Source organism: Mesorhizobium sp. M00.F.Ca.ET.216.01.1.1 (assembly GCF_004010325.2).
GTDB lineage: Bacteria > Pseudomonadota > Alphaproteobacteria > Rhizobiales > Rhizobiaceae > Mesorhizobium.
Genome location: NZ_SADR02000029.1, coordinates 18601 through 44162, shown reverse-complemented (window position 1 = coordinate 44162; position 25562 = coordinate 18601). Strand labels below are relative to the sequence as shown.

The following is a 25562-nucleotide window of genomic DNA, read 5'->3' as shown; positions in this document are numbered from 1 at the left end:
TCCTATCAGTCCTCGTCCTCGAAGGACGGTTTCGTTTCGGCAACGCCCGCTTGCGCCAGCACCTTGCGCAGCCAGGGCGGAGGACACGTCCTGAGCATCATCTGCGTGCGCAACAGCACCTCTCGGATGGATTGGGGCTCCGCCACTTTGATCGGGTGGATTTTTGCCGCGACAACCTTGGCTGCCGAAGGTCCGCCAATCGCCAGACAAAACAGCAGATGACAGCCTTTCAGCGCATCCACCTTGGGCGTGATGCGGTCATCGCCCTCGGCCCGATGCTCCCCGCTTTCATCCGAAACGTCATCGAAGGCCACGGCTTCGACGAGATTCCATTCCTCGCGCGTCACGTCGTAGACAGCAAAGCGCCTGGCCGATCCGAAATGGGCATTGAGGTTCTGCATGTCCTGAGTGGCGATCGCAACGCGCAATGCGCCCGCACGTCGTTCAGGCATCGGGGCGAAAACCTCATTACTGACCAGCGAGAGGCGGCGAACAGCGTTCATGTGATATTTCTCGATTACGGAGTGGATCAAGCGCCTCAGGAGTGGGCGCGTGTTGGTTGGCCTGGAAGATGTTGGCGACCTCGAAGATCAGGTCGCGGGTGCCCTGATAGAGAATTGCGAGCTTGTGCTGGCTGCCTAGTCGATCGAAGACCGGGAACCCGATGCGCATGAGCGGAATTCGGAGCCGCTCCGATGCTTGGCGCCCGTGCGAATGCGTGACAAGCAGGTCAGCACCGACGGCAAGACTTTCCAGATCGCCGAGATCGCCGATCTGAACCGAAACCGCCGGGACTTTCTCGAGAATTTTAGACCTGTCGGTCGTTGTGACGGCCGCGGCTATCTCGGAGCCGAGGCCAGCAAAGAAGGTTGCAAGTTGGAACAGCTGGTCTGGTTCGGCAGCGATGGCAATTTTCTTGCCGCCGAAATGGAAATGTCCGTCGAGCATCGCGTCCTGCAATTGGGCCCGGCGCCGGCGCACGCGGGCCGGTACCGCCGCGCCCGAAATCGAAGACAGCAGCGACACGAAGCGGTCCGTGTCCTGCAGCCCAGTCAGTGACTGGAACAACACGTAAGGCACGCCGGTCAACCCGAGCAGCGCTTTCGCCGGGCGGCGCATGTGCTCACCGATGGCGATGCATTGCATGGCCGTGCCCAACTCGCGAATGTCCTCGACGCTGGTGCCGCCGTATGTGGTCGCTACCCAGCGGTCAGGAACCGTACCGTCGAGCGAGCCTGAGATGTCGGGCAGAATAACCGGCTTGAGCCCAAAGCTTTCAACCATGTCCCGCATATGCTCGACGTCGGCGACAGTGAGGTTGCATCCGGGCAGGATTGCGATCTTCTTCGGGTGCCGCGCCCGTTCGCCCGAGCGTGTAATCCCTTCGATCATTGCGGTGACTGCCCTGGCCCAGCCCTCTTCGATCGCGCCGTCAAAATCCGGCGTGTTGGCCAGCACGACCTCCGTACCCGCAAGCTCTTGCGTGTGCTTCAGCTTGACGTTGGCAATATCACCCGCGCAATCTTCGCCACGCGTCTCCACCAGCGCGGTCGTGCACACCCCGATCAGCGTTGGCTTCGTGCGGTTCTTGAGGTTGAGGATCGCCTCTTCCAGATGGTCGGCTGCGCCGAGGATGGTCGCCACCTCATCCATCGCCGTAGTCTGCAAGGGAATCGCTTCTTTGAAGTGCCGCACGAAGAGAACGAGCGCAAAGCTTGTGCATCCTTGGCTGCCGTGGAACAGCGGCATCGCACCGTCGACGCCAAGAAAGGCAAAGGCGGCACCCAGCGGCTGCGACGACTTCAGCGGGTTGACTGCCGCCGATTTGCTCTGGGGAAGGATGCGGGCCATCGGTCGCCTCAACACTCGTGTGCCGTCGCGCAGGCGAATTCATCAAACAGGTACGCGGTCTCGTTCCTCGTGCACGGCAATTCGCCTATCAGCTCAGGCTGGCAATCCCACGGGGCCGGCTGGCGCACCTGAGACCAGATCGGATTGTGAATGGCGAGGTCGATCTGGCGTACGAGTTCCACCATGCCGTCATAGCCGGCATAAGGATGCTGGCGCTCCTGGTTGATATCGAGCCAGGGCGTCTTGGCCTTGAGCGCAATGAATTGCGTGCGACCGCCCGACAGCATGATATCGGCCCTGTGTTCAGAGAGCATGGCGTACAGCTCGCGCGCAGCCATGGATTCGAACATATGCTTGTCGTGCTTGAGAACTTGTTTGATGCGCTCCTTGTCCTGCACGGTAGATTTCTTGACCGAGGTGCCGACGATCTCGATTCCGATCTCCATCAGCGCATGGACAACCGACCAGGACTTCACACCGCCTGTGTTGAGCAGCACGCGCTTGCCTTGGAGCCTTTGCCGGTAGGATTCGAGTTTCTTCCACGCGATCGCCTCCTGCTGCGCGATCAGCGTCTCCGTGCGCTCGAGGATCTCCGGATCGGCGCCCTTCCTCACCAGCAGCCTGACAAGGTTGCGAAGAGCTTCCGATGTGTCGGAGATGCCGTAGAAGGAGCCCTCGAAGAACGGGATGTCCCAGCGCTCCTCCATCTTGCGGGCAAGACTGATCAGCGCGGTCGAGCACACGATCATTGCCGCCCGGGCGCGGTGCGCGGAAGCAATGTCGCGGTAACGCGCATCGCCGGGAATGCAGGCGCGCACCCGGATGCCGAGCCGATCGAGGAGCGGCTTTACAAGCCAGAATTCGCCCGAGAGGTTGAATTCGCCAAGGATGTTGATGTCGTAGGGCCCGGGGTCGTCGGGTTCGACCGTGCCGATGACATGATCGAGCAACGCCTCGGCGGCGAGCTTGTTGCCGAGGTTCTTGGAGCCTGCCAGGCCAGGCGCATTGATCGGCACCACGGCCAAACCGAACTTTTCCGTGGCGCGTTTGCACACGGCCTCGATGTCGTCACCGATCAGCGCCGTTACGCAAGTTGAGTAGACGAAGATCGCCGGCGGCGCGTATGTGTGCTTGATCTCGCGGATCGCCTTGAAGAGTTTCCGCTCGCCCTGCCCCATCACCAGGTCGAGTTCGGTGAGGTCGGTCGTGAAGCTTGTCCGCCACAAGGTCGGCCCTGACGAAACCGCACCACGGTTGTCCCAAGAATTGCCCTCGCAGGCGAGCGGCGCATGGACCAGATGCGCAACGTCGGTGATCGGCTGCAGGACGATCTTGGCTCCGTCAAAGGCGCAGCCGCCGGCTGCCGCCCCTGGTGTCAGCGACTTCGAGCAGCCCTCCTTGCGCGCCTTGGCATCTTTGCCACGGTTCTTATCGCAGGCGGGCTCATCGAAGGCGTCCTTGATTTTGGCGCTGAGGGAGGACATCGCTCAGCCTCCCCAGTCCATTGGGCAAGGAATGGCCTCGGCGAAAAGCCGGCCACGGCTCTTAGCGCGTGAGGTCATAGGAATAATCCGTCACACCCGTCTCGCTCGTCTCGCGATCGAGTTTGTCGAAGATCTTGTCGAGGATCGTCGTCAGCACGCGCAACGCGCCCTGGTAGCCAAAGAGCGCAAAGCGGTGATGATGGTGCCGATCGAAGATCGGAAACATCAGCCGGATCAGCGGCGTTCCGGTGTCGCGCTCCAGGTACTTGCCGTAGGAATTGCCGATCAAAAGGTCCACCGGCTCGGTAAAGAGCAGCGAGCGCAGCGCCCACAGGTCCTTGCCCGCCCAAACCTGGGCAGCCTTGCCGAAAGGCGAGGATGCTAGCAGCTTCTTCAAATCGGCTTCCCATGCCGAGGTGCCATTGGTGGCGAGGCAATGGGTTGGCTCGCCGCCGGTCTCCATGACAAAGCGGGCCATCGCGTGAACGAAGTCGGGATCGCCGTAGATGGCGTATTTCTTACCATGCAACCAGGATTGGCTGTCCGCCATGGCGTCTACCAGTCGGCCGCGCTCGAGGCGAATTGCCTCGGGGATCTCCTTGCCGGAAATCGCCGCGACCTCCATCAGGAATTCGTCGGTCGCCTGAACGCCGAGCGGATAGTGGAACGAGGCCGTCGCCTGCCCGACCTCCTCGCAATAGCCCAACGTCTTTCGGGTGTTGTGATGCTGCAGCGAAAGCGTTGCCTCGGCGTTGAGGGCCTTCTTCACCTCGTTGATCTTCGTGCCCCCGTCATACATGCGGTATTCACCGTCCGAAGGCGTGTCGAACTGGTCAGAGGCATCCTGGATCAATGTGTAGGACACGCCCATTACATCGAGGAGGCGCTTGAGCTCCCGGTTGTTGCCGACGCAGAAGCCGTCGAAGCCCGGAATGATGTTGATGGTTCCCTCGACTTGCGTACGCTCCTGGCCTTTCCAGAAGTGCTCCAAAATGCCTTTGACCATGTTGTCATAGCCGTCGACATGACTGCCAACGAAGGCCGGCGTGTGGGCAAAGGGTACGTCGAAGTCGCGCGGGACTGAATCTTCGTCCTTGGCGTTCTGGATGAAGCTGTGCAGGTCGTCGCCAATGACCTCTGCCATACAGGTCGTCGACACGGCAATCATCTTCGGGTCGTAGAGCTGGTAGGTGTTGGCGAGCCCGTCGACCATGTTCTTCAGGCCGCCAAACACCGCCGCATCCTCGGTCATTGAGGAGGAGACCGCCGCGGCAGGCTCCTTGAAATGGCGCGACAGGTGCGAGCGGTAATAGGCGACGCAACCTTGGCTGCCGTGGACGAAGGACATGGTTCGCTCGAAGCCGGCGGCAGCGAATACCGCACCCAGCGGCTGGCAGGCCTTGGCCGGGTTCACGACAAGCGCTTTGCGGGCGAGGTTCTTTTCGCGGTATTCCCACGTCTGGGTGAAATCGCGCTGATCGGAAACGATCTCATCGGGGTGCGGACATTCGAAGTTTAGCTTCTTCTCAGCGAGCATCTTTCTGTATTCCGGCTCGCGGAACAGGGGAGCGTGATCGAGAATTTTTTCAGCCGACTGCGGCATGATGATTACCTCTTTTGCATCTGGCTGCGCGGTACGGCAGCTCAGGACGTCGAGACGTTCCAGGCTCCGGCGGATCAGAGGCCGCGGGAGTTCACCGTCCCAGTGGGAGACTGGGGCTAAAGCAGATGTTTATTCGGCAGCCATCGCCCGCTCATCGCCCCGGCTTCTTTTCCAAGGCGCGTGGAATAGGTCCCAGACCGGGTTGTTGATGGCGAGATCCACATCACGTGCGAAAATGGCAAAGCCATCGTAGCCGTGATACGGGCCTGAATAATCCCAGGAATGCATCTGGCGGAACGGTATGCCCATCTTCTGCACCGGGTATTTTTCTTTGATTCCCGAGCCGACCAGATTTGGGCGAATCCCTTCGATGAATTTCTCCAACTCATAGCCGGTCACGTCATCATAGATCAGCGTGCCGTTCTTCACGTAGTGGCCGGTGCGCTGATAGTCGTCGCTGTGGGCGAATTCATAGCCGGTGCCCACGATGACCATGCCGAGGTCCTCGTAGGCCGTGACGACGTGGCGGGGGCGCAGGCCGCCGACATAGAGCATCACGGTATTTCCTTCCAGGCGCGACAGGTACTTGGCGATGACCGCATCAACAAGCGGCCTGTACTTGGCAATGACCTTTTCGGTCTTCTCCTCGATTTCCGGCCCAAAATGCTTGGCTATGTTGCGCAGAGAGGCTTCGATCTGGGAGGGACCGAAGAAATTGTACTCCATCCAAGCGACGCCATACTTTTCCTCCATATGCCGACAGATGTAGTTCATCGACCGGTAGCAGTGGATAAGATTGAGCTTAGCCTTCGGGGCGCGCTCGATCTCTGCGAGTGTGGCGTCACCCGACCAGTTGCCGACCACGCGCAGCCCTATCTCCTCAAGCAGTATGCGCGAGGCCCAGGCATCGCCGCCGATATTGTAGTCGCCGATGACGTTGACGTCGTAGGGGCCGGCCTCGAACTTGACATCCTTTTTGTCGAAGACCCAATCCCGGATCGCATCATTGGCGATGTGGTGGCCAAGCGACTGCGAGACGCCGCGGAAACCCTCGCAGCGTACCGGCACGATCGTCTTGTCATACTCCTTGGTCTTTTTGCGAGAAACCGCCTCGGTGTCATCGCCAATCAGGCCGATAGGGCATTCGGATTGCACGGTGATGCCGTTGTTGAGCGGAAACAAGACTTCAATCTCGTCAATGATCTGTTCCAGCTTCTTGTCGCCGCCGAAGACGATGTCCTTCTCCTGGAAATCGGAGGTGAACTGCATTGTCCCGAACGTGTCGACGCCCGTCGTACCGACGTAGTAGTTGCGGCGCTGCGACCAAGAATATTGGCCGCAGCCGACCGGGCCGTGCGATATATGGACCATATCCTTGACTGGCCCCCACACCACGCCTTTCGAACCCGCATATGCACAGCCGCGAATCGTCATCACCCCGGGAATGGACTTGATGTTCGATTTGACGTCGCATTCGGAAAGGACCTCGCTTTCCCCGCCAGCCTCGTTGCCGCTCTTTGCGACGTTGAGGTGCTTCTTGCGGCGCTTCGCCGCCTTGTCGGGATAATGCGACAGCACCTCTTCGATAAGCTTCGCATGAAGAGCACCGTCATTCTCGTATTCCCGGCTCATGAGTCCCCTTTCAAGGTTGGGTGACGCCTCAACGAATAGGCGCCGTTCTCTGCAAGGCGCGCCGATTCATGGCAGCGCTAATGTCACTACTGGGCCGCCGCCTTCGCCGCTTCCTTGGAGTGAAGCTCGGCAAGCATCTGCTCGTCGGTCTTCATGATGCCGAAGTCGAGCAGCATCTCCTCCAGCTCCTCCATGGTGATCGGCGTCGGGATCGTACCCTGGCCCGAATTGGCGTGGATCTTCTCGGCCAGAGCGCGGTATTCCCCTGCCTGCTTGGAGTCCGGCGCGTACTGGATCACCGACATCTTCCTGAGTTCGGCATGCTGGACGATGTTGTCGCGGGGCACGAAGTGGATGAGCTTGGAATTCAATCGGCCAGCCAGTGCTTCGGCCAGATCGAGTTCACGGTCGGTTTGACGTTCATTGCAGATCAGCCCGCCCAGCCGCACACCGCCCGAATGGGCATATTTGAGGATGCCCTTGGCGATGTTATTGGCGGCATAGAGCGCCATCATCTCGCCGGACATGACGATGTAGATCTCCTGGGCCTTGCCTTCGCGGATCGGCATGGCGAAGCCGCCGCATACCACGTCGCCGAGGACGTCATAGGAGACATAATCGACATCGTCATAAGCGCCATTCTCCTCGAGGAAATTGATCGAGGTGATGACGCCGCGGCCGGCGCAACCGACACCCGGCTCGGGGCCGCCGGACTCCACGCACTTGATGCCTCTGTAGCCGACCTTGAGCACGTCCTGGAGTTCGAGGTCTTCCACCGAACCTTCCTGTGCGGCGAGATCCAGGACGGTATCCTGAGCTTTCGAATTCAGGATCAAGCGTGTGGAATCGGCTTTGGGGTCGCATCCTACGATGAGGATTCTCTGCCCGAGGTCGACAAGGGCGGCGAGCGTATTTTGGGAGGTGGTGGACTTGCCGATGCCGCCTTTGCCGTAAAAGGCGATCTGACGCAGACCTGACATAATAGCTTTCCTTCCTTCGTTCTAATCATCGCGACTGCCCGCGACACAAGTGCCGATAGGCAGCTCGTGCCACCTCACACCAAGCATCGCAAAAAGCGTACCAGCGTGATCGGCCGATCCGAGAAGAAACTTTGTTATTAAATTCCAGCCACTTAGACGGCGGCAAAACGCGCGAGCGGGCCTTTCAGGCGTCTGTCACGGACACGACAAAGCCGACACAGATTGTCGTGCGCCATCGAAACCGCCCTGTGTCGAGCTCGAAGCGGGATAATGGGGAGCTAGCCCAAAGCTGATGGCGAGACCATCGGAAGACGTCGGCTATTGTCTTTTCCAGCCTGCGGTCGCTGGATGAGCAGGAGCCTGGGGCTTGACCGCCGCGCGGAATAGTTCAGGCAGGCTTGCGGAGCGGGAACGCCGGCGGCCGATAGACATCCGCGCTTAACCTTTCATAGCCCGTCTACGAGTTGGTTCCGCCGACGCGCTATATCGAAGGCAAGTAATTCAGTACCTTAGCACGAGATCATTGATATTTTCAAAAAGATACGTATTATACGGATATGACGGATTATCGGGACAATTCTATGTCGGTCATTAGCTCGGTTGAATTTCAGCGCAACTTTGGGGTGTATCAGGACAAGGCGCTAGCGGAACCCGTGATCATCAGCAAGAATGGCCGCGAACGGCTTGTGCTGCTTTCGGTCGATGAATACCAGCGCCTAAAGGCGCATCGTGACGGCACTAGCGCGGGGCCTGAGAACGCAGCCCCCCCTGCTTTGCAGAGCACGGCGCACTTTTCACTTAAGAACCAAATACCAACCGAGCCACTAAGGGAATTGCTGTCGCACTTTCATTCGATCAAATCTGCCTTCGTGTACGGTTCAGTCGCCAAAGGCACGGACACAGAACGCAGCGATATCGATTTGATGGTGGTCGGCGATAACCTGAACCTCTCTGAACTTTATTCAGCCGCACAAAACGCGGAACTGAGACTAGGCCGAAAGGTCAGTCCGACATTTCTGTCGCCGGAGGAATGGCAACGAAAGGCGTCTCAGAAAGGGTCGTTTGTCCGCAAGGTAAGTACCCTTCCAAAGATTTTCCTCATCGGCTCGGAGAAAGATTTACAAGCGTGGGCAAGCAAGAACTAGACAACCTCGTAAAGATTGGGCTGATGAAAAGTGAGCCCCCATCGCTGTCCGAATATGACGGCATGCTGGGTGGCGCGCGCAAGAATTTAACTGACGCACAGAAAGGTCTCGACCCCGACAGCCAATTCACTCTCTTATATGGAGCTGCGCATCGGCTTGCCCTGGCAGCCCTACGCCGCGAAGGCTATCGCTCGGACAATCGCACTTCGGTGTTTCAAGCGCTCGTTCATACCGTCGGAACCGACAAGGCTGACATTCAGATTTTTCTAAAGGCGCACAACGAGCGAAACCTCTCCGAGTACGAGGGGCACACAGACATTGATGCCAAATTGCTAGCTAACCTTATTGAGTGCACCACGAGGCTAGAGGTTTCGGTTGGCAAACTAGAACCGCCAGAAGATGACGAGTGAGCGGCAATCGAACACGCGCGGGCAAAGGGTCCGACGGTGCGGGTAGCGTATGCCCCGACCGGAACGAAGCCGAGCCGAGTTGCGCCGTAATCTCGGACGGCTTCACCTGTTGCGTGAACAAATCCATGAGATCGTTGGGCCAGTGAGGAAATCGATCTTCTTTATGGAAGGCATTTAAGCAACGGATGCATTCCCATGCACATCGCCGTTCTGTTTAGCAGCTGCCGTTGACCGGCGGGCCAGCCCCTTTGGCGTTCTGGTGTCTGACAGTCGAGCGTCAGGCCGGACCATGAGATACATCGATAAGGGCTGGACAAGGATGGGAGGGATGACGTGCTTGCGACGGAGGAAACAGTCAAGCAGCTGGGGCGAGAAGGCCAGTTCTTGCGGATTTCAACTTTGCGTGACGACCGCTCATCGGAGTCAAGGTAACACACGCCGGCAGCGGGTGTCCGGGCGGTTTCCAGCCGCACAATGCGAGACCGCTGGCGCGAACAAAGCTCGGCTGTACTCGGCACGCTAAGAGAGCCTGCCAAGCCGTCGGAGCCCGGCCTTCCGGTGCGACGCAAGCCGCAGACTAGACCGCCCTCTTGTTACCCCAAAGCAGAACGTGCAGCTGCGGCAACACGCGGGCTTCGAACCACCTGTCGCTGGTCACCCTTTCGACAAGCCATTCCATTCGCATCATTATTCCGTCCAAGTCGACAGAGGTGTCTTCACTGCCAGGGCGCGGCGGCGTGTGATTGCCGGGTTGCAGATAGATCGGAAGGTGCGGATATCGCGCCGCGACTTCTTTGGCGTAGGCATAGTCACTCTCGTCGAAAACGACGAGCTTGAGCACGATTTGCGGCTTCTCTTGCGCCGCTTCGAGGCACGCCTCAAACGCAGCCCAACTGGTCGTCATTTCGCTGGACGGCGGCTTTGGGCTAAGGATCAGCACGTCAAGATCCGCAAACCACTCCCTCACCACGGAACCCTGCGTTTCCAGTGCAAAACGATAGCCCTCGCGATGGCCTCGTTCTATGAGGGGACCGAACGGCTGAATGGCCGGGTTGCCGCCTGACAAGGAGACCATAACCGGCCTGCCGCCGGAAAGCGCATGGACGGTTTGCCACACGGCATCGATCGGCATCGGTAGCCATTCATTGCGATACTGATTGTCCACCGCGTGAAGGCTGTCGCACCATGAACAGCGATAATCACATCCGCCGGTTCTGATGAACACCGTCGGCAAGCCGATGAGCACGCCCTCGCCCTGGATCGTCGGCCCAAATATCTCGCTCACACGGATTGCGGGATGCATGTCGGTCACGGACGGTATTCCGCCCAAGTTTTCGGTGTTTCGCTAACGCGCACGGCCGTGGTCTGCGGCAGACGTGCCTTGCACCATTCATAGAAATGTCTGGCCAGGCATTCCGCCGTGACTTTCTCATGTCCCAGCACGTCGTTGAGGTGCCGATGGTCGAAGCTCTCGTCAATATAGCGTTTGAGCGGCGCCAGATCGTGATAGTCGCGCACGAAGCCGCGGGCGTCCAGTTCCTTGGCCGATAGCTCCACTACGACGATATAGTTATGCCCGTGCAGGCGCGCACATTGATGGTTGGGGGGCAAGGAGGTGAGCTGATGCGAGGCCGAGAAGTGGAATTCCTTGCTGATGTGGAACATTACGCGCGCCTCCTGCGGAGTGCCTCGAGCCAGAAATCGGCGTCCTCGTAGTCGGTGGGATCAGCGTGCCCGGCGAGATGGAACGCTTCGCGCCGCTCGACGCAGGTCCCGCATCGCCCGCAGTGACGCACGCCGCCCTTGTAACAGGACCAGGTCTCGGCAAACGGGGTGCCGTATCTTGCGCCATCCGCCACAATGTCAGCTTTTCCGAGGTTCACGTACGGTGCATAGAGGCGTATCTGCGCATAGCCGTCGAGCGCGCGGTCTTGCATTGTCTGGAAAGCTTCGATGAAGGCCGGACGGCAATCTGGATAGATGAAATGATCCCCACCATGCACGGCCGCCGCCACCGCTTCTGCCTTATGCGTGGCGGCCAGCCCGAAGGCGATTGCAAACATGATGGCATTGCGGTTCGGCACCACCGTAATCTTCATAGTATCTTCGGCGTAATGGCCGTCCGGCACGTCGACACTGTCGGTGAGCGCTGAGCCGGAAAGGCCACGGCCAATTTCGCGGAGGTCGATGATCTGGTGCGGGACCTTCAGTCGCTCCGCGCAAAGAGCGGCGAAGCCCAATTCCTTCCTGTGCCGTTGGCCATAGTCGAAAGATAGAAGGCCGGTGAGTTCATGCTCCGCTGCCACCATGTGAGCAAGGGAAACGGAGTCCAATCCGCCAGAGCAGACGGCGAGAGTCTTCATCATTGGTATCCTTGTTTTGACCGGGTAAGGCTGCGACCGGAGATTTCTCTGCGCCCCCACTACTCCAGCAACGCAATTTTGTGAACCGGGAGAATTTGCGCTCAGCCCGATTGGAACGAGAATGGTTCGCGTCCAACACGCGTGATCAATAAGAGTTGAGCGCTTCAGCAGTTTGTTCGCGTCGCGCGCACTTTCGCAACCTGCTGTCGGATTCGTCGACTTCGAGACAAGGTGATGTTCGGCCGACATCGGCTGCCTCTCAATTAAGCCGTAGAAACACAGGTTGGCTTTCTGGCCTTCGCTTGCGCGGTTGGCACGACAATTGATGTTCTATTTGTGGGGCGGCACACCCCGCCGACCGAAAGTGGCAGTGAGCTCCTTGAGGCGCAGGTTGATGCGCTGGTTCCATTCGGCGATTTTTCGATCTGGAACCAGAAAGCGATGGCGGCATGGATGCCAGCAAATTTGACATTGGCGACATCCGCCTGGAGAACCCTGCGCGGCGAGCGCTGCCAGGCCGGCGTGCCACATGCCACTGGAAGACCAAGGCCTTCACCGACATTGTCGCGGGGCGACGTAGTCGTCATGGGCGACCTGCCCGCCCACAAGGCCGCCGGCGTGCGCGACGCGATTGAGGCCGCGGGCGCGAGCCTGCTCTACCTGCCGCCCTACAGTCCCGACTTCAATCCGATTGAGAACGCCTTCGCCAAACTTAAGGCGCTGCTGCGAGCAAAGCCGAGAGAACCATCAAGGCTCTATGAGACGCGTCGGCGCGGTCGTCGACCTCTTCACCCCAGCCGAATGTGCCAACTACTTCAAAGCCGCAGGATATGAACTGGATCAAACAGGACGTGCTCTAGTGGTTTACGCCTGACACAAGAGGTTCGGCCCCCACAACCGTTTCGGAATGAGGAGCAGCGCTGCCGCTGCTCCTCCAATCACGCAACGGATTTCACGATGCGCCAACTCGAGCCATGATTTCGGATCGAATGGTCGATGCGGTGTATAGGGACGCATCCAGCGGCAAATCCCCAAATGCCAGTTGACACAGAAGATAATTAGCACCTGCCTCTTCCAACTGATCAAGGAGAGCTTTTCGGACAGAAGCTGCCGTTCCCACGACGCACAATTCACTTTCAATTGCTGCATCGAAGTTCAGAGGCAAGTTTGGTGGAGTGGGAATGGCATTTAGTTCGTATAGAAATTTGAAGCTCTTGAGCCATCGTTCATAGGCAGGTGCTGCGAGCAAATACGCATCTGTTTCAGAACGCTCTATCACCACCATTCGGAGCAATCCAAGAAATGGCGCTTGGTGGCCAATGTCAGCATCGTGAATTCGGGCGGCGCGGAACGCGTCGGTAACGCTGCGAACAGAAGTGGAAGGTCCGACGCAGGCGATGTTTGCCCCATTCGCGGCGGCCCAGCTAGCCGGCTCGGGTCGATTGGTGGCGATCCATGTCGGCGGATGGGGATATTGGTGAGGTCTCAACGTCAGCGGAACGTCTTTCAACTCAAAGTGGCGGCCCTGATAAGAAAGCGTCCCGCCTTTCATCGCATTGATGAGAATCTCGCTGGCCTCCGCATACTGTTCTGGTGCTGCTTCTACAGCAACCCCGAAGTATCCCAATTCAGTCGGAGCAGAGCCGCGCCCTATGCCGAGTTCAAGCCTGCCGCCGCTCAACTGATCAAGCATGCAGATCTCCTCGAAGGCACGCAGCGGATGATAGAGCGCAAGTAGCATTACCATGGGACCAACACGAAGACTGCGGGTTCGCTGGGCGACGCTCGCTAAGAACAAATTCGGTGATGGACCTCTGCCATGCGGCGTACAGTGGTGCTCTGCGAGATGATACGCATAAAAGCCATAGCCATCGCACGCTTCTGCTAGGCTCAGCCGATCTGCATATTGTTGGGCGATGTCATCGCCGTTTTCGTCCAGATGATCGAAGATGCCGAAGGTCAGGCCCGAAGCGAAAATTTTCTTCAATTAATTATTCTCCAAATTACCTATGATTTATCCACTATTGGAAACATCATAACTCACAACACATCGACACTTATTACTTGATACATTTCCAAAGCAATGTGAATTGACTTCATGCTTGTGCATACCGCGATTCCTCTTAACGTTCATACAAACGTTTTTGGCGGCAGCAAGGAATTTGTCCATCTGCTCTGTGGTGCCAATGCTGACGCGAATGCAGTTCTTCAAATCTATGTCAGGAAAGCTGGCGATGAGGATCTTCTGCTCTTTCAACGCGGCTTGCCAGCATGAGCCCTCCTGTCCCGCCGGCACACGGGCCAGCAAAAAGTTTGCGTGGGAGGGTGTTACTGAAAAGCCAAGTTGCAACAGCGCCAGGGTCACTCGCTGTCGTTCATGCTTGATGTGCCTGTGGTTCTCTTCGTAGGCGTGGCGATGCGCAAGAATGCTTTTCCCGACCGCCTGCCCGATCACGTTCATGTTGAAGACATTCTGGATGTTGCGCAGCCTGCCAATGATTTCTGGGTGACCGAAACCGAAGCCGACTCGCACGCCAGCGGCAGCATAGCTCTTTGAAAAAGTCCTCAAGATCAAAAGATTCGGATGCCTATTGACGAGGCGCAGGGCATGGTCGGGTGCGAAGTCAACGTAGGCCTCATCCAAGACGATCAAGCGATCTGCTTGCTCCACAAGGCGTTCGATTTCGGCCACCGGCACGAATGTTCCGGTCGGATTGTTCGGATTAGCCAACAGAATGAACTTCGCGTCTTTTGCGGGGCCGGACAGCAGTTTTTCTATCGGCAGGGGATGAGCTTCGCTCGATGCGATTTCGAGAAACTCAGCACCCTGCAACATGGCAAGTTTACGGTTGAACGAAAATCCGGGCGACAGCATCGCCACTCTATCTCCTGGGGCGAGGAAAGCTCTGTAGATGAGTCCGAGCAGTTCCGACGAACCGTTGCCGGCAATCACCTGATCTTTGGAAAATCCGTAAGTGTCGGAGGCAGCTGCCCTTAAGCTGAGATTGTCGTCTTCCGGATAAAGATACTGGTGTTCGATCGCAGCAATTGCACTTTGCATTACGCTCTTCGGCAACGGAAACGGGTTCTCGTTCGTATTTAGCTTAACGCAATTTGCATCCGTCGCTGGTCCGTTGGACGAGAGAGCATCTAATTTGCTGGCCACCGGCGAAAAAAGCGAAAGCACGGTCTTCAGTTTTGCATCGCACATGTTCTTCTCCGTTTTTCAGTCCCGCAGGGCATGTGACATGAGGCAATCGTTGATCGTGACTTGATCGACGTTCGGCTGTGTCAGCGCTGCCTTCCCACCTTGGTGGGGATCGCCGACCACGGTTTGGATTTGACACCGGGAAGCTGTCGAGAACCTGATGACGACCCAACGTGTGGCCGACGGCCGATTCGGCGCAACAGACGGTGTTTCAACATCGCATCGTCGTCAAAGCCGCATGCAGGGCCAGCACGACAGCCCGCCTCCAGCGCCCGCAGAAATAGGTGGAAACCGAGGTCTTGCCGAACCTCAGTTGCTCTGCCACCTCGCCCACCGGACTGCCCTGTTTATGGGTCAGGCGCAGGGTATCTGACGCTCGTTCGTCTTGCTTGCTTCCGTCTTGGCATGGGCTCTCTCGGTTCGCTGATGAGAGAGCCAAATACCGGCTCATCTGAGCATGAGACGCGGGCCTGACGATATGGAGCGTCTCTGGTGGCGCGCGTAGCCAAGAGGGTTCGCCTCGCTGGCGGGGCATGCAAGACGGCGCACCTCCTTGGCCATCCTGTCCCATCGTCTCAGATCGTGAGGCGCACCTTATAGTCGGCGAGGAGATCTTGCAGGGTCAGGATACGCCCTAGCCCCTTAAGGTTGTTGGTCGCACCGAGCAAAGCGCGGGACCTGTCGACGGACAACAGCGGTGCCACTGCCGCACTAGGGTCGTCCAGCACCGCAGTGAACCGCGTACGTAGCATTTTGTCGTAGGCGGCATCCTGGATAGCCGGATACGGGCTCTTCACCCGCTGCACCACCGATTGCGGGATGATGTCGCGAGAAACATTCACGGATTTCGTGAAAAAAGTGTACCCGCCGAAGAGCCCCACCCGCGGGCGCGGTGCAGCGCCACCTCGGTGTCACTGCTCGTGTTCATGCGATGGCCTAGGCCGGCCAGCTGTTGACGCAGCTCGCGGTAGTTGTAAGTCTCACCCGTGTAGACGAGCACCAAGTCAGGTCGGCCATCCTCCTGGAGCATCATCGGGCTGACGGCCGCCATGGATATCGATGATTGCCAGGCGGTGGTGTCCCAGCGCCGCAGGCCCGCCGATCCAAGTCCCCTCGTCGTCCGGACCGCGGTTCGCCATGGTGGCCGTCATATCGGCAAGCTTCTTCGCGCGTCGGGACCTCCGAGGTCGCGATTGAAGTCGATCCATTCACAGATGCCGCACAGGTTTGGCTCCCTCCTGAGATAACTGTCGCCGCATTTGGGGCGAAGCAGATATTAGGCCAGTGGGAAACCATTCGAGGCAAAGTGACGGATCTAGCCCAGCTACGATCCGCATCCGACATTGTCGGACATCGGACAGCACCGCGATTCGCTGCATAGGAAGGCTGGAGTCGCGATTTCCCTAGGGGAATCAGCGCATGAAAGGAGAGCTGGGTCGTGTCGGCCGAAATGAGAAATTGCTCCCCTTATTGCCTCACCGAGGAATGTTACCCAGCGCGATAGACCGGCATGCCCTATCTCCCCCCGTTGCAGCTGAGGGAGATAGGGGCCAGCTCTTCATCCAACCGCCATGGAGGATGATCAGCCCAGCCATTTCCATGCGCCAGGCCTTCACAAGCCGTGCACCATTCAGGTTCTTTTCCTTGAAGCGCGACGATCCTTGTCAGACGTCGCAACACTTGCTGCCGAGAGCACGAGCTCTTCCTCGAGCATGCCTTGATCTGCGGCTCGAACGGCTCGCACATGCTGGGTCTCAACGACTTCGCAGAGGTTGATATTCTGCAGTGACTTTCGTCTCGCTGCTGCACGGCATTGACGCTGGGAGCCATGCTCGCGTGGCGCAATTGTGCTGAAGAACGGTGCCCACGGCAACGTTTCTTAAACCCGCCCCAGGTCCTGGCGTTTGGCTAATTTCCGACATTCGTGTCCGGCTTCGGACAAAGGCCGGGTTTGCCGAACGGAGTCCCACCCAATTTCCAGTGCTGCTTGAGCAATAATATCGACCGGCATTACTGCACAACACGAAAGTTGCTGCAAAAACCGAAGTGAACCCAAGGCATGGGGTCAATTGGCATGGCGCTTGCGACCCGGTCGCTAGAACGCAGTCAAAACCACGGTTGGAGACCATGCCTACCTCTCAAAGCTCGATAAAGCACGCGAGCAAACATTCCCCGTCCCCGCGGAAAACTGGAAGCTCGTCGCCGTTAAACGTCCCTGCTCGGGGGCGGTCTTGCACAAGACTGGTCCGAGGCAACCACGCCAGGGCGAAAGGCTGCCGGAACTGTCCACCGAAGTCGATGCCGCTTCAGTTTAACCGAAAAATGCACCGTACCACTTTGGCCTGGGAGCAAATCAATGACCGATAGAAAGAACGTTCCTCTCGTGACCTTTCGCACGCGTGTTCGCGATGAGTCGATCGGGGGGCCAAATCCTTATCGGTGGGAGAACAAGACCTCCGACGATTATTTCGGGGGCAAGCGCGTTATCCTGTTCTCGCTGCCTGGCGCCTTCACCCCGACCTGCTCGACCTTCCAACTGCCCGATTTCGAAAAACTCTATGATCAATTTCTGGAACTGCGAATTGACGCGATCTACTGCGTCTCAGTCAACGATGCTTTCGTCATGAATGCGTGGGGAAAGTCCTTGGGGCTGCAGAAGATCGAGCTGATCCCAGACGGGTCGGGCGAGTTCACGCGCAAGATGGGCATGCTGGTCGCGAAGGACAATCTGGGCTTTGGCATGCGCTCCTGGCGATACGCCGCTCTGATCGACGATGGCGTGGTGGAGCAGTGGTTCGAGGAGGAAGGCTTCTGTGACAACTGCGAGACGGACCCCTATGGCGTTTCATCCCCGCAAAACGTTCTCGACAAACTGAAGGCGGCGGCATGACCCAGAAGTGGCAAGTCTCACACAACCCCAGCACACACTAGAGCCTCCTCGGCAGATTACCGGTTCAACATGCATCTCTCAGCAAGCCTGCTTCAACGCCAGAAGCAACGTATGGTCTTATCGCCTCAAGCCATTGAAGCTATTCGCTTGCTGCGATTGACGCATACTGAACTCCATCAGCTCGTGCAGCAGGCACTCGAGAAGAACCCCGTTTTGAAGCCTGACCCGTTTGACGACGATTCGCCGCTGTCAGGGGTGGATCAGCGGAGCAGTCAAAGCAGAAGCGAAATCGGCGAATCGCCCATTGGCGGGCCGTCTGGCGGGCGCGGGCAATGGAAGTCGCAACGCAGTAGCGGCAACGATCGACCTGCCGTCGAGGAGTTTACCGCCCACACCGAAACATTGCACGACCATGTCGCCCGCCAGGTCGCCCTCACCCCGTTCACCCCCCAGGAGCGGCTGATTGCCGGACAGCTCGCCGCCCATCTGGAGGACACTGGCTATCTTCAGGTAAACCTTTTCGATCTGGCCAGGAGGTTAAACGTTCGGCAAGCTGATGTGGAACGGGTCATCGGAATCTTGCAGCAATTTGATCCGCCGGGCATTTTTGCGCGAACTCTCAGCGAATGCCTGGAGATTCAGCTGCGCCAGCAAGACCGGTTCGACCCGGCTATGGCAGCTTTGGTCGCCAATCTCGAGATGCTTGCACGGGGGGATTTTCAGGGATTGAAGCAGCGTTGCGGAGTCGACGAGGAGGATCTCCTCGACATGAGGAACGAAATCCGCGCGCTCGATCCCAAGCCTGGAGACCGGTTCCAGTCCGGGACGCCGGAAACCATCGTACCGGACGTCTGGGTAATGCCCAAGTCCGAAGGTGGATGGCGGGTGGAGCTTGATCCGGCCACGCTGCCCAAAGTGTTGATCAACCACACCTATGTCGCCGAAATCTCGCAGCAGACCAAGCAAAATCCGGAAGGCAAAGCGTTTCTCGACCATTGCCAGGAAAAAGGGAACTGGCTGATCAGCAGTCTCAAGCAGCGCGCTAAGACGATCCTTAAGGTTGCGACCGAAATCGTGCGCCAGCAGGATGCCTTTTTTACACACGGCGCCGCCCATCTGCGGCCTCTCTGTCTCAAAAATGTCGCTGACGAGATCGGCATGCACGAGTCGACGGTAAGCCGGGTGACTTCGAACAGGTACATGTTGACTCCGCGCGGGGTGTTCGAGCTGAAGTATTTTTTCGCTGCGCCAATCGCATCCTGCGAGGGCGGCGACGCGCACTCCGCCAAAGCTGTCCGCCATCGGATCAAGGCAATCATAGCCGAAGAATCGCTCGACAAGGTACATTCCGACGAAGACATCGTTGCTCAACTCAAGGAGACCGGCATCGATGTCGCTCGCCGTACCGTCACCAAATATCGCGAGGCGATGAACATCCCTTCCTCCATACGACGGCGCCGCGATAAGCGTTTGTCCGCAGCTGCGATCAAGCGAAGTGACTAACCGGCATTCCTGGTCGGCGAGAGGCGACTCTCAACTTCCTCCGGGCCGAAGCAGCTTTCGAAGTCCTGGCATTCCCGACAACTGGGTGCAGTGCATGACGAAAAGCCTTCGGCCTCACACAGCTTGCGGTAAAAGTACTTTTTCCATTTCATGTTTTCTGTGTTGCCTGCCGCCAGCGCGGGAAAATGTCTGGCAAGCAGGCGGCTGAGCTCAGCGCGATTTGAGAGGCCAAGATCCCGCCAAAGATGGTCCGTGCGCATCGCACGCCGGGCGATGATCTTGGCCAAGCGGCCGCTCGCCGGGTCGGCCGGCGCAGCATGCGCTAGCAGCAGCCGGCGTAGCAGCTCCTCTTCCAGTTCCGGCTCGGGCTCGCTCAACTCCTCCAAAGCGAATACGCTGCTGGAGGTAGACGGGAAAGTTGCGGCCAAGACATCACGCAATTCGACAGACGAAAGGCCTGTCCCCTCCGTCGCCAACACCTCGCCCGCCTGGACCTCCTCAAGCGAACGTGAATGTACGCAGGGCAGCACATGCTGATCGAAGCTCCTCCCTAGCTCGGACCCACGCCATTGCGCGCTGGATAGGCAGCCATCATCGTAACGGCCGGCTTCAGCTTCCGGCATGACAAAGCGCCTTGTTGACCGCAGGGATGATCTTGTCGCCCCAGAGCTCGATCTGGCGCAGCATCGTCTTTTGGTCGAAGTCGCCCAATTGAGTCTGAACTGCGATCTGGTCCGGTTTCAAGATATCGATCTCTTCCAGCAGGCGATCAATCACGCGATTTACGCTGCCAATCGGCAAATTTTTGCGCATGGTCTCGAAGGACAGATCCTGCTGGGTCGGTGTCTCCTGCAGCAGGTAGCCATCGTGGCTCTGTTGGCGGCGCTGATGCAGGGCTTCAGAAAGCCGGCGCTGGAAGCGGGCGTTGTCGAGATAGCTGTTGATCTCCAACTCGTCGTGGCTGGCATAGCAGCAGCGCAGCAGCGATATCTTGACGTCGGTGACGTTCTTTTCCTCGGATGCCGCCGCCCTCTCGACTGATTCACGCAGTGTGGTCAAAGTCTCTAAGCCGTCGTGGAAGGCTGTGACAAAAAAATTGTGCCCGTCGCGGTAGGCCCGAGCCATCCGTGCGGCTCCGCCAGCGATCCAGATAGGCGGCGTCGGCTGCTGGACTGTGCGGACCGAAATCGCTGTTGGGGGGATCTTCTCATACTGGCCGTCGTGTTCGAAGACGTTTTGGTTGAGGCCCTTGAGAATGATGTCCAGGTATTCCGAAAAGACGGCCGGCGCCTCATTGATGTCCACGCCGAACCGTTCGAACTCGAACTGCTGGTATCCCAAGCCTACGCCGAGCTCGAGACGGCCGTTCGCAACGATGTCGGCGAAGCCGATCTCGGACAGCAGGCGCTGCGGTTGGTAAAGCGGCAGCACGCAGACGGCAGTGCCCAGGCGAATCGTGCTTGTCAAGCCGGCGCAGTGCGCCACCATCATCAGCGGGGATGGTATGAGGCTGTAATTGTTGAAGTGGTGCTCAGCAAACCACGCGGTGTTGAACCCAGCCTGCTCCGAAGCGACGGCCTGTTCGATGGAGTTGCGGATGACGCTTTCTGAGGATTGGTGATAGCCACGCTGGGCGGCCAGAATGAACGTGGCAAATTCCATGATTTCTCCTCGTTATAGACACGTCAGCCGACCGGGAATGTGCTCGGCATGCACATGCTTGGATCTCAAGCACCTCGGGTGCGTCGTGGAGCCGAGGCTTCATAATGCTCGGCCGGTCGCCTGCGAAGGCCTGGCAATTAACCTGCGGCCTCCGCAAAACATTCGTCATAGAGTTCGCTGGCGTTTCCCGCATCACCGAACGAGGTCCAGCCGCCGTCCACGTAGAGGATCGAGCCGTTGATGTATGAGGCGTCAGACGAAGCAAGGAAGAACGATGCATCTGCGACGTCTTCTGGCCGTCCCATCCTGCCCATGGGGATGCGTCGTCCGATTGCTGCCAGGTCGATGCGGCCGGCTTTGGCCAACTGAGCAAGTGCGGGCGTGCGGATGTGGCCAGGAGCGACGGTGGCTGTCCGAATTCCGACCGGCCCGAGTTCGGCCGCCATGCAACGGGTCAGCATATCCATCCCCGCCTTGGAGGCGCCGTAGGCATGGCGCGGCGCGAACGGCAGAAAGCTGTCGATCGACCCGAGATTGAGGATCACGCCGCCCGGGCGCATAGCCTTGATCGCTTCGCGCGCGCAGGTGAAGGCGCCGGTAAGGTTGACATCCAGGACGTGTTCGAGCTGTTTCGACAGTTGCTCGATCGCAGGCACAATCCTGTCGGCGGTATCAGCACTATTGACCAGAACATCGATATACCCGAAGCGTCCCCTCAGTTCTTCGAACATCGACACCACATCGCTCTCGACGGCCACGTCCAGCGATTTCGCCAGATGCTTGCCGGGGAGCGATGTAGCCAGCTCTGCCGCTGCAGTGCCATCTTTATCAGCAATCACGACGGTGTCGCCGTTCGCGGCAAAGCGGCGAGCGACGGCCGCGCCAATGCTTTTTGCGCCACCGGTGACGAGCACGATTCGCGCATCTGTGCATTCGGCCGGACAGGAGAGCTCGGCTTGGAGCGCACCATCCACCGGCGGGTGAGCATCCCCCGGCTGGTTGAATGACATCCAGCCTCCGTCGACTGCCAGCACCGAGCCGGTGATGTAGCGCGCCTGCGTGCTGCTCAGAAAACGCACGACCCTGGCGATCTCGTCGGGGCGAGCCAAGCGCCCCATCGGCACGCGGCGGCGTATCGCCGCGAGGTCCATTTTGCCAGCGCGTGCCAGTTCTGTGACCATTGGGGTGCGGACGGAGCCCGGCGCCACCGCCGTGACGCGGATTCCTCGCATAGCCCACTCGCATGCAAGGGACTTTGTCAACGAGATCACGCCAGCTTTCGAGGCTGCGTAGGCGTTGCGCCTGGGATTGCCGACCACGCCCGCCATCGAAGCCACATTGACGATCGCACCGCCCGGCTTCATGCGCCGCGCCGCTTCCCGGGCCATAACGAATGGCCCAATAAGGTTCACTGTCACGCCGCGTCGGAAGGTATCGACAGCGGTGTCGATGATCCTATCCATCGTGGGTCCAACCGCCGCATTGTTGATGAGGACATCGATTTGCGCGAACCGTGCTTCGACCTGGCCGAAAAGTGAGAGCATGTCCTTCTCTCGCGACACATCGCACTCCAGACCGACGTGCGGCGACCCGAGATCCCGAGCCAGTTCAACCACACCACTGCCCGGAAGGTCCACCGCAACTACAGTGTCTCCGTCCGCGGCAAGGATATCGACCAGGGCACGGCCGATCCCGCCCGCAGCGCCTGTGATGATTACGGTGCGTGCTGCCAGTTTCACGAGAGCTTCTCCACGATGACCGCTTGTGATCTCAGCCCATCAACCTTGGGCGGAATGAAGGGCCGAGCCAAATCGTTGCAGTGACCGCCAGTTGCGGCCCCACACAGATGTCGTTCCCGTAGGGCGCTCATCCTCCATTTCTACCCACTTATGCAGCTCCCAGTTGGGGACCCTCGACGCCATCTTGGTCGGTGGGGATGTGACCCTTGAGCAACTGGTAGATGGGATCGTCTGGATGTGGTGCTCCAATCGGCTGTCGCCGGCCGAACCTATCTGCCTCAAGAATCGCTGGCGGGATTTGCTCCTCAACCCAATCGTAGACGACTGTCCGTTCCGCAATTCGCCACTCGTCCTGCCTCTTCTGAAACAGATCGCAGTAACGGCCGCAAAGCAGCGTCTGACGTATTTCTTGGTCTGTATCCGGTCCGCGTTGCAGCGCGGTGAAATAGCTCTCGACCGCGGCCTCTGCTGAACTGATGAAGTCGATCAGGCTGTTCGTGATTTGATGGATATTACGGTGCCCCGGCAGACCGAGAGCAAATTGGATGAAGTCCTCTGCCGGTCCGCAATAGGGACCGTGCCTGTCATACGCTTCGGGCCAGTATGCGCTACGCAGCGCCGCCTCATCGGCGCGGTCTATCCCGCGGCAGTACCGATACAGGCAGTTGCGGATCGCCTCTCGGTCACGCAGTTCGGTAATTTTCGCGTGGTCGACAGGGTCTGTCGCGAATTGTATGATTGTTTTATCCTTCCCGATGCCAGTCTGCACTTTGCGTGTGTCTCTCTCTACAACTGAGTTAGCGGGGGGCTCGTCAACTTCCAGAGCTTGTTCGGGGCAGGCTCGTACCCCTTTTGAGGCAAGCAGTTGCTCCCCATCGGCAACATCAATATCACCGGGCAAGATGTAGCCGGCGTCATCAAGCTTGAAGACTCTCGGCGCCCGCGCCCAGCAGCGCGCATGACCCTGGCATCTGGCTTTATGTACGACGACACGCATAGCGAACTCCAATGTCGTTGGCTGAAACTTCAGGACCAGTCCAGGATCAGATTCTCGATCCCGAACACATGGCCGCCGAAGGTGATAGGTTCAGTCCCTGTCTTGATCCGAAAGGCTGGGATGCGCGCCAGCCACTCCTCCAGGCCAATGACAATCTCCCGCCGGGCAAGGTGTGAGCCAAGACAACGATGGGGACCATAGCCAAAGGCAGCGTGCCGGTTGTCCTCGCGCGCCAGATCGATCTCATTCGGGCATTCGAATTCCGCCGGGTCACGATTGGCAATCATCGTGGCACAGGAAACATAGTCTCCCTTGCGGATCGGCGCGCCTTTGAAGTCGACATCCTTCGTTGCCACTCGGATCATCTGAATGGTCGAATAGGCGCGCAGCAATTCTTCCGCAGCGACGGCAGTCCGGTCCGGTTCGCTTCGTAGCAATTCCTGATCTTTGGGGTTGCGCGCGAGATGGGCCAAGTCGAAGCATATGGCTGCTGAGACCGTGTCGAGCCCCGCGACAAACACAAGCACGCCGATGCCACGGACTTCTTCGTCACTGAGCAGACGGCCCTCGACCTTTGCCTTCACGATGAAGGTCATGAAATCATCGACCGGCTCCTTGCGGCGCTCGGTGGCAAGTTCGTCGATGAAGGCCACGATCGTCCGGGCTGCGGGTGGTCGTTGCTCCTTATCGCCGTGGAGCAGATCTCTAGCCCAGCCGACAAATGTTTCTAGTCCGTCGTCCGAAAGCCCAATAAAGCGAAGGAAGATATTGACCGCGAACGGAACTGCAAAATCCTTCATGATGTCGCAGCTCGTGCCTGATGCGGCGATCCTGTCGATCAGCTTGATCGCTCGTTCCCGGACAGCCGGCTCCAATGCCATTACCCGCTTTGGCGAAAGCAGCGGATTGAGCAGTGAGCGAAAAACACCGTGGAATGGCGGATCGAGCTCAAGCGGGATCATCGGCCAGCTCTCGCCGAGCACAGAGGCGAAGATGCTGCGATGGCTGGAAAACGTTTCGGTGTCCTGCAGCACCCGGCGCTGGTCGCTCGCGCGAGTGATGACCCAGGTACCCCGACCGTCGCGCGTGTTGCTGGTTGAATAAAAGATCGGAGGCCCGGCATGAATGCAAGCAACCGCTGCATGCGGATCCCCGTTAGCGGTCGGCAACATGCCGGGCGACGTAAACAGGTTGAAGTCCCTCACCATTTCGGGCGGGACATGATCTGGAACCGGCCGCGATTTAACCGCGCCAGAATCGAGAGACCGTTCATGAGATGCTGTCGGCATTTGCATGCAATCGTTGGTGCAAGCTCCGTGCCGAATTCGTCTTTCGATAATCCTTGCTGTTTGCTGGGCAGCAGGTGGCGCCTGCGCTGACTTGCTGGTCGGGATTGCAACATTCTTGTCCAGCGTCGGACACAGAATGTAGAAAGCTAGACACCGACTTGGAGCAACTCAACTGGTGGGATCGCTAGCCGATCATGTGCCCGGGGAGCATCCAGTTCGAAAGCTTGCGCTAAGCGGCTTGGTGACTTGGCCGAGGTCACCCAGGTGGAAATGACCAACACTTGGGGTGAGCCTAGTGGCGCTCCCCTCGATGATGTCTGGCGGGGTGGTTAGCCGCCTCCGTGGGACAAGATCAGTCTACACGAATGGACTATAGCCTCTCCTCGCCTGCCTCATTGGCCGTCCTTCAGAGCCGGCCACACGAGCTTTTGTCTTTCAGCAGGGCGTTTTTCTCGCCAGCTACAGAGCCACACCGACGCCATGAGCGTCCAGTCGACGGGTTGGATGGCCCTGTCCATCTTGCCCAGCACCTTGGCTTCGCATTTGCCGGTGCGGCGGAAGCCTTCAAGACGCAGTTCTTGACCTTCTCCAGATCAGCCTCGGACGGATATCGGCAAGGGTTCAGCTCGTCCTTTTGAACTTGCGCATCTTCGTGTTGGCCAACCCCAGGCCGCCCGACATATTTGCGGTCTATCCGGCACCTCAACTTCGAACAACCTTGCGGCAAGCTCTTGGGATAGCCCACGCTCGTGCCTCCACCACCCGCTCAGCAGAGCCAGATTTGTCGTTGATGGCACGGAACTTGC

Annotated in this window: 21 protein-coding genes and 2 pseudogenes; 5 read left to right on the top strand and 18 right to left on the bottom strand. The window is 58.6% G+C overall.

The window, feature by feature from the left end; genetic code table 11:
• Positions 1–5: 5 nt before the first annotated feature.
• The 6 genes from nifX to nifH all read right to left on the bottom strand — a co-directional run bounded on the left by nifX (position 6) and on the right by nifH (position 7550).
• A complete protein-coding gene (gene nifX / locus EN859_RS29165) occupies positions 6–503 on the bottom strand; it encodes a nitrogen fixation protein NifX (RefSeq protein WP_095517136.1) in 498 nt (165 codons plus the stop codon).
• Complete coding sequence (gene nifN, locus EN859_RS29160) at positions 469–1851, bottom strand: nitrogenase iron-molybdenum cofactor biosynthesis protein NifN (protein ID WP_126038039.1); 1383 nt, start codon at positions 1849–1851, stop codon at positions 469–471. Before nifN ends, nifX begins: the two co-directional genes overlap by 35 nt.
• 8 nt (positions 1852–1859) lie before the next feature.
• On the bottom strand, positions 1860–3335 hold the full coding sequence (gene nifE / locus EN859_RS29155; RefSeq protein WP_126038036.1) for a nitrogenase iron-molybdenum cofactor biosynthesis protein NifE: 1476 nt from the start codon (positions 3333–3335) through the stop codon (positions 1860–1862).
• A 61-nt stretch (positions 3336–3396) separates the two neighbouring features.
• Positions 3397–4938 (bottom strand): nitrogenase molybdenum-iron protein subunit beta, encoded by a 1542-nt coding sequence (gene nifK, locus EN859_RS29150; protein WP_126038034.1) that lies wholly within the window; start codon positions 4936–4938, stop codon positions 3397–3399.
• 129 nt (positions 4939–5067) lie between these two features.
• Entirely contained in the window at positions 5068–6570 is a 1503-nt protein-coding gene (nifD, locus tag EN859_RS29145; RefSeq protein WP_024505262.1) for a nitrogenase molybdenum-iron protein alpha chain, read from the bottom strand.
• 86 nt (positions 6571–6656) lie between these two features.
• Positions 6657–7550 (bottom strand): nitrogenase iron protein, encoded by an 894-nt coding sequence (gene nifH / locus EN859_RS29140; protein ID WP_024505261.1) that lies wholly within the window; start codon positions 7548–7550, stop codon positions 6657–6659.
• 581 nt (positions 7551–8131) lie between these two features.
• Between nifH and EN859_RS29135 the strand changes: the two genes are divergently transcribed.
• Both EN859_RS29135 and EN859_RS29130 read left to right on the top strand, forming a co-directional pair.
• Positions 8132–8695, top strand: a complete 564-nt coding sequence (locus EN859_RS29135; protein ID WP_240992587.1) for a type II toxin-antitoxin system prevent-host-death family antitoxin — start codon at positions 8132–8134, stop codon at positions 8693–8695.
• Complete coding sequence (locus EN859_RS29130) at positions 8677–9105, top strand: hypothetical protein (RefSeq protein ID WP_029356531.1); 429 nt, start codon at positions 8677–8679, stop codon at positions 9103–9105. Before EN859_RS29135 ends, EN859_RS29130 begins: the two co-directional genes overlap by 19 nt.
• A gap of 577 nt (positions 9106–9682) precedes the next feature.
• Here the strand turns inward: EN859_RS29130 and queE are convergent.
• The 3 genes from queE to queC are packed head-to-tail and all read right to left on the bottom strand — an operon-like array spanning position 9683 to position 11468.
• A complete protein-coding gene (queE, locus tag EN859_RS29125; RefSeq protein WP_029356533.1) occupies positions 9683–10408 on the bottom strand; it encodes a 7-carboxy-7-deazaguanine synthase QueE in 726 nt (241 codons plus the stop codon).
• 5 nt (positions 10409–10413) lie between these two features.
• Entirely contained in the window at positions 10414–10770 is a 357-nt protein-coding gene (gene queD / locus EN859_RS29120; protein ID WP_029356535.1) for a 6-carboxytetrahydropterin synthase QueD, read from the bottom strand.
• The gene (queC, locus tag EN859_RS29115; RefSeq protein ID WP_029356538.1) at positions 10770–11468 is read right to left on the bottom strand and encodes a 7-cyano-7-deazaguanine synthase QueC; all 699 of its coding nucleotides are present in this window, start codon (positions 11466–11468) and stop codon (positions 10770–10772) included. The genes queD and queC overlap by 1 nt, the downstream gene beginning before the upstream one ends.
• Positions 11469–12038: 570 nt before the next feature.
• On the opposite strand from queC, the pseudogene EN859_RS29110 reads away from it, so the two are divergent.
• Positions 12039–12342: pseudogene (locus tag EN859_RS29110) on the top strand (transposase); the annotation flags it as partial.
• Between the two features lie 78 nt (positions 12343–12420).
• Here EN859_RS29110 and EN859_RS29105 read toward each other — a convergent pair.
• From EN859_RS29105 to EN859_RS29095, 3 genes are all read right to left on the bottom strand, one after another.
• Positions 12421–13455 carry an LLM class flavin-dependent oxidoreductase gene (locus tag EN859_RS29105; protein WP_029356540.1) on the bottom strand — a complete coding sequence of 345 codons (1035 nt, stop codon included), beginning with the start codon at positions 13453–13455 and terminating at the stop codon, positions 12421–12423.
• Positions 13456–13482: 27 nt separating this feature from the next.
• Entirely contained in the window at positions 13483–14679 is a 1197-nt protein-coding gene (hisC, locus tag EN859_RS29100; protein ID WP_126038032.1) for a histidinol-phosphate transaminase, read from the bottom strand.
• A gap of 572 nt (positions 14680–15251) precedes the next feature.
• Complete coding sequence (locus tag EN859_RS29095) at positions 15252–15557, bottom strand: asparagine synthase-related protein (RefSeq protein WP_165778306.1); 306 nt, start codon at positions 15555–15557, stop codon at positions 15252–15254.
• A 1475-nt stretch (positions 15558–17032) separates the two neighbouring features.
• Between EN859_RS29095 and EN859_RS29080 the strand changes: the two genes are divergently transcribed.
• Both EN859_RS29080 and rpoN read left to right on the top strand, forming a co-directional pair.
• Positions 17033–17566, top strand: a complete 534-nt coding sequence (locus tag EN859_RS29080) for a peroxiredoxin (protein ID WP_029356553.1) — start codon at positions 17033–17035, stop codon at positions 17564–17566.
• Positions 17567–17635: 69 nt separating this feature from the next.
• A complete protein-coding gene (gene rpoN, locus EN859_RS29075) occupies positions 17636–19069 on the top strand; it encodes an RNA polymerase factor sigma-54 (RefSeq protein ID WP_029356556.1) in 1434 nt (477 codons plus the stop codon).
• On the opposite strand, the gene EN859_RS29070 is transcribed toward rpoN, so the two are convergent.
• The 6 genes and pseudogenes from EN859_RS29070 to EN859_RS29050 all read right to left on the bottom strand — a co-directional run bounded on the left by EN859_RS29070 (position 19066) and on the right by EN859_RS29050 (position 24675).
• A complete protein-coding gene (locus EN859_RS29070) occupies positions 19066–19692 on the bottom strand; it encodes a nitrogen fixation protein NifQ (protein WP_029356557.1) in 627 nt (208 codons plus the stop codon). The genes rpoN and EN859_RS29070 overlap by 4 nt on opposite strands.
• A complete protein-coding gene (locus EN859_RS29065) occupies positions 19679–20731 on the bottom strand; it encodes an LLM class flavin-dependent oxidoreductase (protein ID WP_029356559.1) in 1053 nt (350 codons plus the stop codon). The genes EN859_RS29070 and EN859_RS29065 overlap by 14 nt, the downstream gene beginning before the upstream one ends.
• A gap of 137 nt (positions 20732–20868) precedes the next feature.
• Positions 20869–22470 (bottom strand): SDR family oxidoreductase, encoded by a 1602-nt coding sequence (locus EN859_RS29060; RefSeq protein WP_029356561.1) that lies wholly within the window; start codon positions 22468–22470, stop codon positions 20869–20871.
• Positions 22471–22618: 148 nt separating this feature from the next.
• The gene (locus EN859_RS29055) at positions 22619–23206 is read right to left on the bottom strand and encodes a nuclear transport factor 2 family protein (RefSeq protein WP_050580531.1); all 588 of its coding nucleotides are present in this window, start codon (positions 23204–23206) and stop codon (positions 22619–22621) included.
• A gap of 138 nt (positions 23207–23344) precedes the next feature.
• A pseudogene (locus tag EN859_RS39680) lies at positions 23345–23467 on the bottom strand (ferredoxin); the annotation flags it as partial.
• Positions 23468–23496: 29 nt separating this feature from the next.
• On the bottom strand, positions 23497–24675 hold the full coding sequence (locus EN859_RS29050) for a cytochrome P450 (RefSeq protein WP_029356565.1): 1179 nt from the start codon (positions 24673–24675) through the stop codon (positions 23497–23499).
• Positions 24676–25562: the final 887 nt, after the last annotated feature.

Excerpts from the sequence above, each read along its gene's own strand:
- nifX (WP_095517136.1), bottom strand. The coding sequence starts at position 503 with ATGAACGCTGTTCGCCGCCTCTCGCTGGTCAGTAATGAGGTTTTCGCC.
- nifN (WP_126038039.1), bottom strand. The coding sequence starts at position 1,851 with ATGGCCCGCATCCTTCCCCAGAGCAAATCGGCGGCAGTCAACCCGCTG.
- nifE (WP_126038036.1), bottom strand. The coding sequence starts at position 3,335 with ATGTCCTCCCTCAGCGCCAAAATCAAGGACGCCTTCGATGAGCCCGCC.
- nifK (WP_126038034.1), bottom strand. The coding sequence starts at position 4,938 with ATGCCGCAGTCGGCTGAAAAAATTCTCGATCACGCTCCCCTGTTCCGC.
- nifD (WP_024505262.1), bottom strand. The coding sequence starts at position 6,570 with ATGAGCCGGGAATACGAGAATGACGGTGCTCTTCATGCGAAGCTTATC.
- nifH (WP_024505261.1), bottom strand. The coding sequence starts at position 7,550 with ATGTCAGGTCTGCGTCAGATCGCCTTTTACGGCAAAGGCGGCATCGGC.
- EN859_RS29135 (WP_240992587.1), top strand. The coding sequence starts at position 8,132 with ATGTCGGTCATTAGCTCGGTTGAATTTCAGCGCAACTTTGGGGTGTAT.
- queE (WP_029356533.1), bottom strand. The coding sequence starts at position 10,408 with ATGCATCCCGCAATCCGTGTGAGCGAGATATTTGGGCCGACGATCCAG.
- queD (WP_029356535.1), bottom strand. The coding sequence starts at position 10,770 with ATGTTCCACATCAGCAAGGAATTCCACTTCTCGGCCTCGCATCAGCTC.
- queC (WP_029356538.1), bottom strand. The coding sequence starts at position 11,468 with ATGAAGACTCTCGCCGTCTGCTCTGGCGGATTGGACTCCGTTTCCCTT.
- hisC (WP_126038032.1), bottom strand. The coding sequence starts at position 14,679 with ATGTGCGATGCAAAACTGAAGACCGTGCTTTCGCTTTTTTCGCCGGTG.
- EN859_RS29080 (WP_029356553.1), top strand. The coding sequence starts at position 17,033 with ATGACCGATAGAAAGAACGTTCCTCTCGTGACCTTTCGCACGCGTGTT.
- rpoN (WP_029356556.1), top strand. The coding sequence starts at position 17,636 with ATGCATCTCTCAGCAAGCCTGCTTCAACGCCAGAAGCAACGTATGGTC.
- EN859_RS29070 (WP_029356557.1), bottom strand. The coding sequence starts at position 19,692 with ATGCCGGAAGCTGAAGCCGGCCGTTACGATGATGGCTGCCTATCCAGC.
- EN859_RS29065 (WP_029356559.1), bottom strand. The coding sequence starts at position 20,731 with ATGGAATTTGCCACGTTCATTCTGGCCGCCCAGCGTGGCTATCACCAA.
- EN859_RS29050 (WP_029356565.1), bottom strand. The coding sequence starts at position 24,675 with ATGGTGAGGGACTTCAACCTGTTTACGTCGCCCGGCATGTTGCCGACC.